This is a genomic window from Terrimonas sp. (assembly GCF_003075435.1).
Taxonomy (GTDB): Bacteria; Bacteroidota; Bacteroidia; order Chitinophagales; family Chitinophagaceae; genus Agriterribacter.
This window is the reverse complement of record NZ_QCZJ01000040.1, coordinates 1-15,586: the sequence shown is the minus strand read 5'-3', so window position 1 is coordinate 15,586 and position 15,586 is coordinate 1. Positions and strand designations below refer to the sequence as shown.

Sequence of the window (15,586 nt, the reverse complement as noted above, 5' to 3'; positions counted from 1 at the left end):
GGCAGTAAAGTAAAGTTGAAATACTTGTAATGCTATTTTGAATGTATGGCAAGAATAGGCAACTGGCTGTTGTATGCAAGCTTCTTTGTATAGCTCTCCGTAAATAGTTTTTTGAAGAATGAATGTTTACGCGGCACGGTAATGATCATATCCGGCTTATATTCCTTAACAAATTTATCAATGGCGTCAATAAAATCAGGATCGGTTATATGGAAAAAAGCCGGATTGAACCGCTCAAGCATTTTTTGCAAAGCATCTTTTTCCTTTTTTATACTGTCCGGCATCTCTCCTACTTCAAAAGCTACATGCGCTACACTCAGCTCAGGCTTCAGATCGCTGAGCACAGATTGCAGTTCTTTTACCGGCGTTGTAGATGCAACATCTTTTAAATCGGTAGTAAGTACTGCCTTGTTTATTTTTTTATAGGTTGCATCAGCAGGCACAATCAATACAGGGCAGATATCTTCGCTGATAACACTAAGGGTATTACTGCCAATAATAATTTGCTCAAGGCGGGATGTACCTGTTATACCCATTACTATAAGTTCAATACCCAGGTGCTCAACATATTTTACTAATGTTGAAGAAAGTCTTCCTGGCTCTATGGCTATATCAATGTTTACATTTCCGGCATCACCTAATTCTGCTTTAAGATTGTTCAGTGCGCCTGAAGCAATTACTTTTCTTGCATCAGTATCTACAAGTAAAGGCGTTCCGTCTGAGCCTGCGGTCATCACTTCATACGTATAATATAAAGTGAGCGATGATCCGGGTATATCTTTTGCTAACGCCAACGCATACCTGGCAGCGTTTTTAGATGGTTCTGAAAAGTCTACTGCCGCAAGAATTTTTTTCATGAAATCAGATTTAAAATGAAAAATTAATGAATAGGGAAGATACAACAGTTTGTGCTTCCGTTATGGCTATTTCACATCAATTAATCATCATAACTGTTAAAGTAATCTTAGGAAATGTTTTATTCTTTTTATCGTTTCCTCTTTTCCAAGCAGTGCGGCAATATCAAATACATGCGGCCCGAATTTTCCGCCTACAAGCATAATGCGCAGCGGCAACAATACTTCTCCGGGCTTTACCTGGTTAGCAGCAGCCATCTCCTTAAAATTATGCTCCAGCTCAGCAGCATTCCAGAGGGTACTTAATTCAAAATTCCGGATCACTTCTGCAAAGAAAAGCGCTTTAGCTTCATTCCATTTTGGTTTAACGGCATCAACATCAAACTTTTCCGGCGTTGTAAAAAAGAACGAACCCTGTTCAACAAAATCAGTAAGTAAGTGGCATCTTTCTTTTACAAGATCAATAACCTTAATCAAAAGTTTTTCATCTGCAATGTTGATGGACTTTGCTTCAAAAAACGGTTTTACCTGTTGTGCCAGGTCAGCGGCTGGTAATCGTTTTATCCATTCATGGTTAAACCACTTTGCTTTTTCATAATCAAATTTCGCTCCGCCGCTATGCACTCTTTCCATGGAGAATTTTTCAATCAATGCTTCTTTGGTAAATATCTCCTGCACCGACCCATCATTCCAGCCCAGCAACGCAAGCATATTGATAAATGCTTCCGGTAAAAATCCTTTTTCTTTAAATCCTTCAGTTAATTCATTTGTTTTAGGGTCAAGCCAGTTCATGGCAAAAACCGGGAAACCATATTTTGCTCCGTCTCTTTTGCTCAGCTTTCCATTTGGCCCGAGTATCAAAGGCAGGTGTGCCCATTCAGGCATATTATCAGATCCAAATAAATATTTCCAGAGCAATACATGCACCGGTGCACTGGGCAGCCATTCTTCACCACGAAAAGCATGGGTGATTTTCATAAGATAGTCATCAACTACTACGGCAAGGTGATAAGTAGGCATGCCATCTGCCTTCAGCAACACCTTGTCATCCACTACAGCAGTATCAAAGCTTACATCGCCTCTGATCATATCAGTAAACGATACGGTTTCATTCGCTGGCATTTTAATGCGGATTACATGACGCGTACCTGCATCAAGCAGTTGTTGTACTTCTGCAGCAGTAAGCGTTAGCGAGTTCCTCATTTTATTTCTTATGTTATGATCGTATTGCGGAGAAGGATTAACCGCTGTTTTGAAATCATTGCGCATTTTCTCCAGCTCTTCAGGAGTATCAAAAGCATAATACGCGTAGCCGTCTTTTATTAATTGTTCAGCATAAGTTTTATACAGGCTTTTTCTTTCGCTTTGGCGATACGGACCGTATTGCCCGCCTTGTATAGCACTTTCATCAGGCTCAAGCCCGGTCCATTGTAAACAATTAAAAATATATTCCTCTGCGCCCGGCACATACCTGCTCTGGTCAGTATCTTCTATACGAAGTATAAAATCTCCTTTATGTTGTTTGGCAAAAAGATAATTGTATAATACCGTTCTGACACCGCCCAGGTGCAAACCACCTGTTGGACTGGGCGCAAATCTTACACGTACTTTTTTTGATGACATGGTTAAATATAAATTGAACGCGAAAGTACAAAAAGCATGATGATCTGATATTATTAGGGAACACTATTAGTTCTTATAAATAACCATTAAGACATTAAGAAAATTAAGTAAGAAGCCTTAATGACCCTTAACTTCTTAATGGTTTTCAAAACATATATTGTTTTTTACGAACTAAATATGGCTTCTGTCAATAAATCACTAATGCTATACCTTTATACGCGGTTTAAAAAATCAAAACAGTATATGTTCTATTTTGCCAAAACGCCCTGGCTTTTAAAAAAAATGTATCCCGCTGCAATTTGGGGTATGCCTGACCGTGAGAAAGTTATCTATCTCACTTTTGATGATGGACCTCACCCGGAAATAACCCCGTTTGTATTGAATGAGCTTAAAAAATTTAACGCGAAAGCTACTTTTTTCTGCATAGGGAATAATGTGGTAAAATATCGCGACATATATACAAACATCATAGACGACGGGCATAAAATAGGCAATCACACCTACAATCATTTGAATGGCTGGAAAACAGATGATAAAAAATATTTTACAGATATAGCAGAGGCAAGAAAGTATATTGACGCCGATCTTTTCAGGCCGCCATATGGCAGAATATCAAAACTGCAGTTGAAATATCTTACTGAATCGTTTAACATGAAAGTAATTATGTGGTCGGTACTGAGCGGGGATTTCGACCAGAAGATCACACCGGAAGCATGCCTGAAAAACGTTGTGCTTTCAACAAAAAGCGGAAGTATTATTGTTTTTCATGACAGCGAAAAAGCATTTAAAAATATGCAATATGCCTTGCCAAGAACCCTGGAATATTTTGAAAAGCAGGGTTACAGGTTTGATAAAATTAATTTATAAAAAGCTTATAATTAAGCAATAAATAAATCTGAAAAAAAGCTATTTAAAAAAGTTGGGCCGGGGTAGAAACCCTGGCCCGTTTTTAATCCGTACCCTATGAAAACTATGGCTAAATTACACAGTTTTTTTGTTATTGCAATTTTTTTTACGCTTAAAATGAAGCTACACAATGAGTTGTATAGTATTTTTACGGAAAAAACACTTAGTAAAACTGGGGAAAGTACGCTTGAAAAATCAGTCTTTTTTGCGTTGGAGAATGAAACCGAATGTGGTTCCTACGTCGGGTTTACTACGTACATGCATCCTTTGCCCGTGAGCCTCAATGATATGCTTACAGATAGCCAACCCCAAACCGCTGCCGCCCTCCTTCCTGCTCCTTGCAGCATCTGTTCTGTAAAATCTTTCTGAAATCCTGGGTATATGTTCTTCGGCTATACCAATACCATCATCGCTGATCTCTACCAGCACATGCTTTTCATCGGTTAAATAAGCACTGGCGGTTACATTACCGTTTATTTTGCCATATTTTATGGCATTATCTGTAAGATTTATGATTACCTGCCTGATCTTTTCCTTATCAGCAAAAACAGTGATGGGAAATTCGCATCCCTTTTTGATATTCAGCTTTATTCCTTTTTTAGAGGCAAGTAAGGATAAAGAGTCAAATACTTCGCGTATAAGTTCCTGTATAATGAAATGCTGTTTATATAAAACCTGTTCACCGCTTTCAAGCCTTGTTATTTCATCAAGGTCATTCAGCAGGTTAACCAATCGCGTTATGTTTTTTGATGTGTTGTTGAGGAATTTTGTACTGAGCTCCTGGTTTTCTATTGCGCCACCGAGTAAGGTATCTACATATCCCTGTATAGCGAAAATGGGCGTTTTTAATTCGTGCGAAAGGTTTTGAAGGAACTCTTTTCTAAAGGCTTCATTGGCCTGCAATATTTCAATCTCTTTCTTTTTCTGTTCTGCCCAAAATTCAACATCCTGTCTAACTTCGTCTATGCTTTTCTGTGGTAATATGTTCTTGTAATAAAACTCTTCCCGCTTGCTTGCCTTTGTTTGGTAAATAAACTTGTAGATCAATTTTATTTTCCGGTAAATAAACCGCTGAAGGGTAAATAAAATAAGCGCATAGCTTCCCGCCAATACAAGCAGAAATGCAATCAGCGCCACCCACCATTCAGGATCGAAAAAATATATACCCAGAGCAACAGGTATTGCAATCATTAATGCCGTGTAGCCGGCTAACTGGCGGGGTGAAAAATTTTTAGTATTAAACATTTCGTTTACCTCATATTCAGACTACCATTTTATAGCCTACACCCTTTACGGTGGTAATGCAATCTATGCCAAGTTTTTGACGAATCTTACGAATATGCACATCAATGGTTCTGTCGCCAACAATTACTTCGGTTCCCCATATCTGGCTTAAGATCTCATTTCTTAAAAATACCCTGCCCGGCTTGGTAGCCAGCAGGTGCAATAATTCAAATTCTTTTTTTGCCAGTACTATGTCCTGCCCGTTTATCGTAACCACAAATTTAACCGGGTCAATAATGATACTGCCTGTTTGTATGGTTTTATCATCCGGCTTTTGTATCCTGCGAAATAAGGCGTTAACCTTGGAAACCAGTATTTTGGGGCTTACAGGTTTACTGATAAAATCATCCGCACCATATTCCAGTCCTTTAATATGAGAAGTTTCATCACTTAAAGCTGTTAAAAAAATGATCAGTGTGTCCTGGTAAACCGGCTGGGTTCTCAATAATTTGCAAACCTCCATGCCATTTTTATTAGGCATCATCACATCCAGCATTATCAGGTCTGGTTTATACAACCTGGCTTTTTGGATAGCATCCTCCCCGTCTTTGGCGGTTATGGTTTCATAACCTTCCCTGGTAAGATTGTAGCTTAATATCTCCAGTATATCCGGTTCATCATCAGCTATCAGTATTTTTTTGCCTTTGGGTTCCATCTTAACAATATGTTTACGCAAAAATAACCTTGCCCCGGCTCACCGCCCAAAAACACTGGATTATGAAATTGTTATCCATTGCGGGAAATTTGGCACTAAATTCACACTATGTACGTTAATGTGTAGGTTTTTAACTCATTCTAAATAAGTTATATACCACTGCACCTGTTAACCATAAAGCTATTATCCTAATTTTGCATGATAGTGCGCAACATGTATAAACTTTATCTGGCTGTTATATTAATGTTCTTTTCCGTACTTACCACAAGAGGTAATGAAGCGGATACAACTAAAAAAAAGGTTGACATTGCCCGTATACGCTATCATGAAAATATTGAGAAACAGCAAAAGCAGGCGCTAAGTTTTAATGGCGGAGACGGGAAGGTGCTGAATGTATCTAAAAACAAAGACATTAATGCTTTTGTAACAGAGGCTATTATTAACGAAGTAGATATACTGAAAGATACCATTGAATCAGCAGGCTATCTCGATCATCGTCTTAAAGTAAAATACCTAAGCGGACTTGAAAATTTAGTTAAAGGATTTTACAACGGCTGGCGTAATAAAAGCTTTAACCCGGCAATGGGTTCAATCCTGGTTAAAAATTACAAAGCGCTGATGCAGGCTGATACAAAAAAACAGGATATTTCACCTATAGTAGAGAGGGCTTCTTACGAGGTTGGGAATATAAATATCAACGGAGAAGGCACCGCTTTGTATGAAAATATCGGTTATGCAGAAGCCCGCAATATTCTTTTCAGAAAATTCTGCCAGAAAAATCCTGATAAGGTATTGCCCATGCTTGAGCAATATTTTAGTGTACCCTTTGCCGATAGCCTGGTAGCTGCCGCGGCGCACCGCAATCCCAACCAGTTATATGACTATGCCGCTGCAACCCGCACAAATGTGGGAAGATTGATCAGGAGAAATAACGACTCTCTTGTAAAAGCGATCGTAGCAATTGCTTCCAGCAAAAGCGGGCAACAGTATTATCCTTTTATTGATGAACTTGTACACGAAAGATTAACCCTGCAGGATATTTATGACGTGATGGGCGATAATGTGCAATACTACCGCCTGCTGGTAAAAACACAAACCGCCTATAACGACAGGCTGATCAAAAAAGATACGCCTGTTGCTTATGATAAGCTGCTGGCAAAATTAAAAGACAGGGCGGAGAATGTATTTATTGAACAGATCAATGCATTGCATGATTCTCCTGATAATATCCGTTTTAAAATACTCGATCCTTTAACGCCGCAGGAACTGTATTACCTTATAGTGCTGGGTGAAGATGTTATTTATACTTCAAGCTATAAGGGTGTATATAACAGGATGATGCAAAGGCTCAGTATACCTGCCGGCGATAGTTTGCTGATGAGCGTGCGCTTTGACAAGTTCAAAAAGTTCATCAAGCTTGCCGCGGGCTATAATAAGCTGGATGAATTTTTAGCAACCATGCCTGATAGTAGTTCACAAAGATTAATGATGGCATTTGTAAGAGGGCTTGAAAAAACCGGAACCCTGGAAGACGCGGTGGATGTGGCGGATTCTTATGGAAGCATAAGTAATCCACTGGTAAAAAGATTAATTGACCAGGAAATAGAAAAGAATTTACTGGAAGGAAAGCAAAAGCAGGAAAGAAGAACTATCGTAATATATGATATACTGCAAACCATTTTCCAGTCATCGCAGGACAGCAGTATAGATATTTCGGCAAAGCTGAATATACCGCCTGTATATAAAGTGGATTATAAAGACCTGGTGGATGATAGCGGGCGTGTGGTGCAACAGGTTTTCTTTTATGGTGATAAAGATGGTAAAGAATCATACGCCAATTTCATAAGCATGTTTACCAATACCGGCGAATGGAAAGTGAAGAAAAACGCGGAGTGGACAGAAATACGATCCGCGAAAGGCAAACCTGTGTATATCTATGCCAATCTTCCGCTTGATTACGAATCAGGCCTGGATTCGATAGCGCAATCTAAAATGGCAGCCTATATGGAAAAGCACAACCTGAAGCCAAGCATTACCATTCACCGCGGACATAGCTATTGGGTAGGCTCAACCATACGCAACCTGGCGCCTTCGTCCAAAATCGTTATTCTCGGCTCATGTGGTGGTTTCCATAACCTGGATGATGTATTAAGAACATGCCCTGATGCACATATCATTTCCTCAAAAGAAGTAGGTACACGCATCATTAATGAACCGATCCTTAAAGCTATTAATGATGATATTAAAGTGGGCAAAAATGTAGAATGGCTCACAATATGGAAAGAACTTTCAGCAAGGTTCACTTCCGGCGATGCCAAAGAAAGGTTCGATAACTATATACCTCCGCACAAAAACTTAGGCGCGCTGTTTATTAAAGCATATACAAGGCAGATGGGGAGCATGGAGTAGGGTATTAGGTATCAGCTATCAGTTATTAGCTATCAGCATTAACCCTTATAGGGTTATTCATTATTCTCACATTTTGAACAGCATCTTATCCCCTGCAGGTATTAAACGCGATAACAGCAATACCAACAAGCAATATAGACAGAAAGAGGATGATCTTTTTCCTGACCTGGAATTTGAATTGGGGGTCATTCATGGAATGGTTTTTATATCCCGCCCAAAAAGCACTGCAAGTTGTAAACGGTTGAGCCAAACGGTATCTCCTTCAAACTTTATATCAATTTTAGTTTGATTGCCAGGGGATTGATATATAACAACCTCGTTCATATTATCATAATTGCTATTTTATCAAATAAAGTCAGGCTGATTATCATTTGATTGCATCTTTAAAACTTACAAAATATCAAATAGGCATCAATACCCTCTCCAAACTCATTTCCCTTCCAGCAAATTTTTCTCCACCTTTCCGTTTTTTATGATCACCAGAAATTTGTTTGCGGGATCAGCGATCAATGAAAGGTCCTGAAGGGGGTTACCATCTACCAATATCAGATCTGCAAGCGCACCTTTTTCTACCACGCCCAGTTTGCCGGGGTATGGGCTTCTCAAGCCTGACAATTGCAGCAGTTGCGCATTATCGTGCGTAACCATTTTTAATATTTCAGCATTGGTAAACCATTTTTGCAGGCGCAGTATATAGGCATTTTGCTGCTCGTTTAATTCGGGCTCAAAAAGAAAATCGGTACCCCATGCCAGCTTTATTTTATATTTTTTTGCCAGCGGCCAAATCTTTGCCTGTCCTTCTATAACGGGTTTGCGCTTTGCCCTTCTTTGCGGATCCATATCAGGTGTATCTTCAACAAGGTTCTGAAGGCTAAGCCAGACTTTTTTTTCAGCTATCAGCTTCAGTGTCGGCTCATCCAGCAGTTGCCCATGCTCAACGCATTTTACACCTGCAGCAATTGCGCGTTGTACTGTCCGCGGCGTATAGGCATGTACGGTTACATAAGTGCCCCAGTCTTCTGCAGCTTCTACGGCGGCTTTCATTTCATCTAAGGTATACTGGGTAACATCTATAGGGTCGTACGCAGAAGATGTGCCGCCGCCGGCCATCAGCTTTATCTGGCTGGCGCCGAAACGCAGGTTTTCCCGCACGGCTGTCAGCACTTCATCACGTCCGTCAGCTATAAATGTGGCGCCATATTTTTCAGCCCGGGATGGTTCTCCAAAAAAGCGACGGGATCTTTCAGCAGGTGTTCTGAAATCGCCGTGACCGGCAGTCTGACTAATCGTAGCGCCTGATGGCCATATTCTTGGCCCGGATAGCTTTCCGCCATCAATAGCGGCTTTAAGCGGAAATATTGGCCCGCCCACATCCCGCACACTTGTAAAACCCCGCAACAGCGTTTTATGCGCTGATGCGCCTGCTTTTTCGAGAATAAAGCTTTCTGATAAATCCGGCAACATCATATCCTGCATGGTAAGTGCGCCAAAAACCATATGCACATGCACATCAATCAATCCCGGTATCAGCGTTCTGCCTCCTCCGTTAATTTTAGTTACCTCCGCTTCAACAGCAATAGGAGCGGCACTAATGGTTTGAATAATATTGCCGGAAATTAAAACATTCACAGGTGTGGAAACGGCCTGGGACTTTCCATTGAACACCCGAACGTTCTCCAATAAAATTTTTTGCTCCTGCTGAGCCCGGGCCGGGCAAAGGAATGATCCTCCTGATAAAAAAAAGAATAACAATAATACCCGCATAAGCTATATAGTTTTATTTATGAAAGGAACAGGGTATGGATCATTTTTATAACTCCTCCAGCAAACGAAAGAATTACCCCGGCAAGAAAGCAGTTCAATGTTTTCCTGTAAAACCTGCGGGCGTTTGCTCTGTCGTAATCATTGTTGAGTATACGGTATAAAGAAATTATTAAGAACGTTATTCCTGAAAGGGTAAATAAAATAATAAGCAGGGCGATCAGATCATTTTTACTTTCTCTTTTAACCAGTTCCGTGGCAAAGTTTAAAACAAACCCGAGTATTATACCTGCGGCAGTAACAAGTGGTTGCCTGAAATTAAAAAGCTGATCTTTTTCCATTTTATAACCTTGCTTTGAGTTGTGATGTTTTTTAAGGGTACATCTCATGTTTTCGCATGTACGGCAATCTCGTGCAGATGCCTCGTACCCCGGCATGACAGGCGGGAGAATGTATGTTGAACAATTGTACTAATGTTCACCAATAACACTAAAGCTGAAAATAGTACTTCGGTTTGTCATGCCGGGGTACGAGGCATCTGCCATAGCAGTAGTACCTGCATACGAAAATTTGAAGTTACCATCTTTCAAGCGATAGTGAAAAGTACTGTATTTTACCGGTTTTATAAGCTCATAACAGAAAGATTAATGTTCAGTTCAAAAAAGGATTATTCCGTTTTTCAAAACCAATGGTTGTTGGGTCGCCATGCCCTGCATATACTTTTACATCATCCGGCAACACAAATAATTTTTGCCTGATGCTGTTCAACAGGGTCTGGTGGTCTCCGCCCGGGAGGTCTGTTCTGCCGATACTCATCCTGAATAATACATCTCCGCCAATAATAAACCCCTGTTTTTTGCAATAAAATACAATGCTGCCCGGGGAGTGCCCGGGTGTAAAAAAAACTTCCAGTTCATCATCTGCCAACCGAGCTATATCATTTTCCCGTAGATATATTACGTCACCTGCGTAATTGTCAAAAGGTAAGTTCCATCTTAATCCGGCAATAGCGGCATTATCAAGCACTATCTTTTCTTTTTCGTGGAGGTGGGGTTTTAATCCGTACTTTTCCGCTATCTGCTTATTGCCGAAAACATGATCAAGGTGGCAGTGTGTATTCAGCAACAACCTGGGAGTTAAACCGTTATTGTCTATAAAAGAAGTCAATTCATCCAGTTCAAAGTCGTAATAGCAGCCTGGATCTATAATGATGCATTCCTTATGTTCATTATACAAAATATATGTATTCTCCTGCAGGGGGCTAAATATGAAAACTTTAACAGCTAACATCCTGATTATTTGTACTTTTAAAACGCTAATTTTATTATAAGAATGCACGAATTTATGGGAATCTCACAGAACAGGCTTCGCTCTTATATCGGATCGTTTATTATTGCAGGCAGTATATTTTTTGCGGGGATAGATGTTAATGCACAGGTTAATGCGGTAGAGTTCGGCAAAAACAGGGTTCAGTATAAAAAGTTCAAGTGGCGCTATTACCAAACGCGCAACTTTAATGTATACTTTAGCCAGAATGGTTTGGCGCTCGGAAAATATACTGCCCAGTTAGCTGAAAAAGAATTACCGCAACTGGAAGATTTTGTTGAATACGGTTCACAGCGGAGAATAAATATTGTTGTGTATAACAACTTCAACGATTTGCAGCAATCTAATATAGGGCTGGGTATCGACTGGCAAAACACCGGTGGTGTTACCAAGTTCGTTAATAATAAAATGATTGTTTACTTTGATGGCAATCATGAAAACCTGAGAAAGCAAATAAGGCAGGGTGTAACAAGAACACTGGTAGAAAATTTATTGTTTGGAGATGATCTTGGTGAATTTGCCAGTAACCAGGCATTGCTCGACTTACCTAAATGGCTAACCGACGGCTATGTGATGTATGCCGCGGAAAACTGGAGCCCGGAGCTGGATGACAAATTAAAATCAGCATTGCTTTCAGGAGATTATAAATCTTTTTATCAATTTGCTTTTGACAAGCCGGAACTGGCCGGTCATGCTTTCTGGAGGTATATAGCGGATAATTACCGGAAGGATAATGTTACTTATTTTCTCTACCTCGCAAGAATATATAAAAGCCTGAATGCCGCAAGCATGAAAGTGACCAAAAAGAAATTTAAAGAGGTGCTTGCAGAATTCATGGATAAAGAATCGGAGAAATATTACCAGGATATCCGTGGCAGAAGAAATACACCTAAAGGAAATATAGTTGCACTTGAAGAAACGGATAAAAATCTCGACTACTACCGCTTTCAGCTTAACCCTAATGCAAAAAACAATACATATGCGGTGGTGAGGTTTAAAAAAGGTATCTACAGGATAGAGCTTGAAGATTTTGGATACAAAAGAAAAATATTGCTCAAATCAGGAGTGCTCGATAATCAGAATGAAATTAATCCTACATACCCGCAAATGGCATGGGATCCCAAAGGCACAAGACTGGCGGTGATATACATGGAAAAGAAAACCATCCGCATGTTTGTATACGACCTGGTGAAGCGGTTAAAAACAACCAAGCAGGCTTTGCCGGAGGAGTTGGACCAGGTGCAGGATGTTAAATATATGCTCGATCAGAACACACTGTTATTAAGCGCGGTTAAAAACGGGCACTCTGATATTTTCATTTACAAAATACAGGAACAAACATTGCAGCAGATAACAAATGATGTGTATGATGATCTTGATCCGAATTTTGTGGCTTTCCCCGGCAAAACAGGTATATTGTTTTCTTCTAACCGGCCTTATGGCAATGCACCCAACAGCGATACAGTACTGCCTTCCGACAACAGGTTCAATATTTTTATGGTAAACAACTGGAACAGCAGTGAGTTCAGGCAGATAACACAGCTTACCAATGTTAAAAGAGGCAATGCTCGCTACCCGATGTCTTACAATACCAATCACTTTACGTTTGTGAATGATGAAATGGGAATAGCCAACCGGTATGCAGGATTTTTTACCAGCAGGAAGGCCGGATTAGATACGATCTACAGGATTGGAGATGAACTGCTGCGCAACCCCGATAAACAGGAGCTTGATTCTACATTGCAGTTATGGAATAAAAGTGAGCCGGATTCAATAGGATATATGACGGTTACTACTGATTCTGCCTATGCATTCCCTATTACCAACTACCAAAGCGGCTTGCAGGAAACACGGATAGCAGGTGATAAAGGACAGGTGTCTGAAGTAAGGCAGGAAGGCAACTTGAAAATGTTATATAAGCTCAGGGTGAATGAGGATGCATTAAAAAAGAGAAACGTAAATGTTAAGCCCACGGAATATATGAAGAAGGTGATTGACCAGGAGCGGATTGTAAAAGGAGCTGCGACCATATATCAGCCACAGGTGATTGACACAACCAAAACGCAGGGCGATATATTTCAGAGTGAGTTTGAAAATGATAATGATACTTCTGCGGCCGGTAAAATAGTGGAGGTGGAAGAAGTGGTAAAAGATGAAACTATATTATCAGATGCAAAGTTGTATGACTACCGGTTGAAATTTGCTACTGAATACTCAGTATCCGGATTCAATAATTCGGTGCTGATGACACGCTGGCAGCCCTATGCAGGCGGCAACGGGCCTATATATATGACTAACGGAAGTTCTAACCTTAATGGTATTATACGTATAGGCGTTTCTGATTTATTTGAAGATATTAAGTTTATTGGAGGGTTCAGATTAGGTTTAAATCTTGCAGATAAAGATGTATTGTTCAGCTTTTATAATATGCGGAAAAGGTTAGACTGGGGATTGACCTTCTACCGGTCAACCGTAAGCGATTATTCGCTTTACCAGGATACTGATGAGCGATATGGCTACCCGAATAAATTGTTTACAAATATTTACCAGGTAAACCTTAGTTACCCGTTAGACAGGGTAAGGAGTATAAGGGCAAATATTGCTTACAGGAGTGACAGGGTAGCGCTCAAGAGTTTAGATTACCCGTCTACAAAATGGGGAGATACATTAATGAAATCATTGCTTACACATGTTGAATATGTGCATGACAATACCATAAACCCTGCCCTGAATATCTGGAATGGTTTGCGCTATAAAATATATACGGATATTAATACTGATCTTGTTAAGCAGAGGCAAGGCAGGCTAACATATAATCTTGGCGCAGATATAAGATATTATTATCCCATCTACAGAAACTTTATATGGGCAGGGCGCGGTGCTGTTGATTTGTCCTGGGGCGACAGAAAAATTGTTTACTTTCTTGGTGGCACCGATAGCTGGATAGCGCCTAAATTTAATGATGCCAATAAACCTGCTCCTGATCAAACATATGCTTATCAATCCCTGGCGGTTAATATGCGTGGCTACAGGCAAAATGCTGCCAATGGCAATAATGCTATAGTGTTAAACAGTGAGTTCAGGTTGCCGGTATTTACAACACTGCTGAGCAGGCCAATTAACAATGCCTTTGTAAGAAATTTTCAGATCATACAATTTATTGATCTTGGTACAGCCTGGAATGGAAAATACAATGCATTAAAACGCCCGTCTATTACTTATGGAAATCCACCTATTCAGGTTACCATGAAACCTGATGGTGTGGGTCCTTTTGTTGGCGGTTATGGTTTTGGTGCAAGAAGTACATTACTCGGATATTTTCTTAGACTGGATGCCGGATGGCCAATGACTGGGTTCTTTAACGGAAAGCCGGTTTGGTATTTTTCATTGGGGCTTGATTTTTAGGTGAGGTAAAGGGTATAGGGCGTAAGGTATTCTACCCTATACCTTACGCCTTCTTCCTTCCACCTATAACTCCCTCATTGCCTGCTTTAGCTGCTTAATGGTATAATAACAGATGATCATCAGCACAGAGAATAAAAATGTTACGCCCCATGTACGCATATTATCTTCCGGGTTTAACGCGATATATTTTACATCCCTGTAAATTTCATGCGGATTAGCAACTACATCCCAGCTATTCCAGCGCAGGTACCTTCCGGCATATACACCAAATGCGCATAGCACTAATGAAATGTATACCATCACATTCACCTGCGTTCTGCTGAACCTGGCTAAAAGAAATTTCTCAATGTTCAGCAAAGAGATAAATCCGAGTATCAATCCATTCCATGCTGCCCAGAAAATAATAACAAGGTCATACCAGAAAGGGACCGGAGGTGTATGATCAAGGTGAACAAAATCAGTAATTATATACGGCGCATTGGGAAGGAAAATCAACCAACAGGCAAGCAGGAAGTACTGTATCCATTTTGATCTGTTTATTTTTTTCAGGAGCGTTGTACTGAATATAAAAGGCAAAAATGCCAGGAACATATTCCATACCAATGATGCAAACCGCCAGTTGCCGGTATATATTATACGGATGGCAATCAACAGCACTGTGCATAATAGCGACAGGTATAAAATGCTGTTTATGGATGACTTCTTTTTCATATTAATTCAGCTGTTCAAAAATTTTAGGTAAAAAAATAATGAGTCCGATAATAAGGCTAACAACGGCTGACACTAATACTGCACCTGCGGCAATATCTTTTATGCTTTTTATGGTAGTATGAAAATTTGGCTCAACCATATCGCAAAGTTTTTCAATAGATGCATTGATCATTTCGAGCGATATAACCATTGCGGTGCAAAGGAGCACTGCTATCCATTCGGTGTTTGAAATGTGCAGTACAAAACCCGTTGCTATAGCAATGATGGCAAAACATAACTCCAGTTTGCCATTGGGGTCGCTGCTGAAAAAAGTATATACTCCCCGCAAGGCATATGTAAAAGCTTTAATCAATTTCATAATGTTTGTTTTAAAACCATTTGTTGGGAACTAAACCAGGTCTGCTAAAGAGACTGACCAACATCAGGCAGTATCAGCACTTCGCGCTCTTTGTGAAACCTTTGTGTTTTTTGTGGTAAAAAACTGATCGCAAAAAACACAAAGTATACACAAAAGGCACAAAACATTAGACCTCTTGTATTAATTGAAAAAGGCATATAATTCATAATTGTAAATGCCAGCGATTAAATTTACTCTTAATCCAAAACGTTTTCTTCTGTTACGGTATCGTTCGCCCAGTATTTTGAATACTTT

The 15,586-nt window shown here is 40.0% G+C and carries 12 protein-coding genes; 3 read left to right on the top strand and 9 right to left on the bottom strand.

The annotated features are described in order from the left end of the window. Nucleotides 1-32 precede the first annotated feature (32 nt). Together DC498_RS24305 and gltX are read right to left on the bottom strand one after the other, a co-directional pair. Nucleotides 33-857, bottom strand: coding sequence for a universal stress protein (locus DC498_RS24305; RefSeq protein ID WP_116876722.1), 825 nt, complete (start codon nucleotides 855-857; stop codon nucleotides 33-35). Between the two features lie 96 nt (nucleotides 858-953). Beyond that, nucleotides 954-2,477, bottom strand: coding sequence for a glutamate--tRNA ligase (gene gltX, locus DC498_RS24300; RefSeq protein WP_116876721.1), 1,524 nt, complete (start codon nucleotides 2,475-2,477; stop codon nucleotides 954-956). A 243-nt stretch (nucleotides 2,478-2,720) separates the two neighbouring features. Here gltX and DC498_RS24295 point away from each other — a divergent pair, with 243 nt between their 5' ends. Continuing rightward, nucleotides 2,721-3,344, top strand: coding sequence for a polysaccharide deacetylase family protein (locus DC498_RS24295; protein WP_116876741.1), 624 nt, complete (start codon nucleotides 2,721-2,723; stop codon nucleotides 3,342-3,344). Between the two features lie 234 nt (nucleotides 3,345-3,578). On the opposite strand, the gene DC498_RS24290 is transcribed toward DC498_RS24295, so the two are convergent. Then, entirely contained in the window at nucleotides 3,579-4,628 is a 1,050-nt protein-coding gene (locus DC498_RS24290) for a sensor histidine kinase (RefSeq protein ID WP_116876720.1), read from the bottom strand. Between the two features lie 16 nt (nucleotides 4,629-4,644). Beyond that, nucleotides 4,645-5,322 (bottom strand): response regulator transcription factor, encoded by a 678-nt coding sequence (locus DC498_RS24285; RefSeq protein ID WP_116876719.1) that lies wholly within the window; start codon nucleotides 5,320-5,322, stop codon nucleotides 4,645-4,647. Nucleotides 5,323-5,535: 213 nt separating this feature from the next. Here DC498_RS24285 and DC498_RS24280 point away from each other — a divergent pair, with 213 nt between their 5' ends. Continuing rightward, nucleotides 5,536-7,731: a hypothetical protein gene (locus tag DC498_RS24280; protein WP_133176972.1), complete on the top strand. Its 2,196-nt coding sequence runs from the start codon at nucleotides 5,536-5,538 to the stop codon at nucleotides 7,729-7,731. 429 nt (nucleotides 7,732-8,160) lie between these two features. On the opposite strand, the gene DC498_RS24275 is transcribed toward DC498_RS24280, so the two are convergent. The 3 genes from DC498_RS24275 to DC498_RS24265 form a co-directional block, all read right to left on the bottom strand. After that, the gene (locus DC498_RS24275; RefSeq protein ID WP_116876717.1) at nucleotides 8,161-9,495 is read right to left on the bottom strand and encodes a metal-dependent hydrolase family protein; all 1,335 of its coding nucleotides are present in this window, start codon (nucleotides 9,493-9,495) and stop codon (nucleotides 8,161-8,163) included. Between the two features lie 17 nt (nucleotides 9,496-9,512). After that, nucleotides 9,513-9,833 (bottom strand): hypothetical protein, encoded by a 321-nt coding sequence (locus DC498_RS26280; RefSeq protein ID WP_165813950.1) that lies wholly within the window; start codon nucleotides 9,831-9,833, stop codon nucleotides 9,513-9,515. 310 nt (nucleotides 9,834-10,143) lie between these two features. Continuing rightward, a complete protein-coding gene (locus DC498_RS24265) occupies nucleotides 10,144-10,782 on the bottom strand; it encodes an MBL fold metallo-hydrolase (protein ID WP_116876716.1) in 639 nt (212 codons plus the stop codon). Between the two features lie 54 nt (nucleotides 10,783-10,836). On the opposite strand from DC498_RS24265, the gene DC498_RS24260 reads away from it, so the two are divergent. Then, nucleotides 10,837-14,223: a hypothetical protein gene (locus DC498_RS24260; RefSeq protein ID WP_240628089.1), complete on the top strand. Its 3,387-nt coding sequence runs from the start codon at nucleotides 10,837-10,839 to the stop codon at nucleotides 14,221-14,223. Nucleotides 14,224-14,286: 63 nt separating this feature from the next. Here the strand turns inward: DC498_RS24260 and DC498_RS24255 are convergent, their stop codons facing one another. Together DC498_RS24255 and DC498_RS24250 are read right to left on the bottom strand one after the other, a co-directional pair. Further along, nucleotides 14,287-14,934: a DUF1361 domain-containing protein gene (locus DC498_RS24255; RefSeq protein ID WP_116876715.1), complete on the bottom strand. Its 648-nt coding sequence runs from the start codon at nucleotides 14,932-14,934 to the stop codon at nucleotides 14,287-14,289. Nucleotide 14,935: 1 nt separating this feature from the next. After that, on the bottom strand, nucleotides 14,936-15,292 hold the full coding sequence (locus DC498_RS24250) for a diacylglycerol kinase family protein (protein WP_240628088.1): 357 nt from the start codon (nucleotides 15,290-15,292) through the stop codon (nucleotides 14,936-14,938). Nucleotides 15,293-15,586 lie beyond the last annotated feature (294 nt).

Bases quoted from the DNA above. Each gene is read 5' to 3' on its own strand.
- DC498_RS24305 (WP_116876722.1), bottom strand. From the start codon at position 857: ATGAAAAAAATTCTTGCGGCAGTAGACTTTTCAGAACCATCTAAAAAC.
- gltX (WP_116876721.1), bottom strand. From the start codon at position 2,477: ATGTCATCAAAAAAAGTACGTGTAAGATTTGCGCCCAGTCCAACAGGT.
- DC498_RS24285 (WP_116876719.1), bottom strand. From the start codon at position 5,322: ATGGAACCCAAAGGCAAAAAAATACTGATAGCTGATGATGAACCGGAT.
- DC498_RS26280 (WP_165813950.1), bottom strand. From the start codon at position 9,833: ATGGAAAAAGATCAGCTTTTTAATTTCAGGCAACCACTTGTTACTGCC.
- DC498_RS24290 (WP_116876720.1), bottom strand. From the start codon at position 4,628: ATGTTTAATACTAAAAATTTTTCACCCCGCCAGTTAGCCGGCTACACG.
- DC498_RS24250 (WP_240628088.1), bottom strand. From the start codon at position 15,292: ATGAAATTGATTAAAGCTTTTACATATGCCTTGCGGGGAGTATATACT.
- DC498_RS24295 (WP_116876741.1), top strand. From the start codon at position 2,721: ATGTTCTATTTTGCCAAAACGCCCTGGCTTTTAAAAAAAATGTATCCC.
- DC498_RS24280 (WP_133176972.1), top strand. From the start codon at position 5,536: ATGTATAAACTTTATCTGGCTGTTATATTAATGTTCTTTTCCGTACTT.
- DC498_RS24275 (WP_116876717.1), bottom strand. From the start codon at position 9,495: ATGCGGGTATTATTGTTATTCTTTTTTTTATCAGGAGGATCATTCCTT.
- DC498_RS24255 (WP_116876715.1), bottom strand. From the start codon at position 14,934: ATGAAAAAGAAGTCATCCATAAACAGCATTTTATACCTGTCGCTATTA.
- DC498_RS24265 (WP_116876716.1), bottom strand. From the start codon at position 10,782: ATGTTAGCTGTTAAAGTTTTCATATTTAGCCCCCTGCAGGAGAATACA.
- DC498_RS24260 (WP_240628089.1), top strand. From the start codon at position 10,837: ATGGGAATCTCACAGAACAGGCTTCGCTCTTATATCGGATCGTTTATT.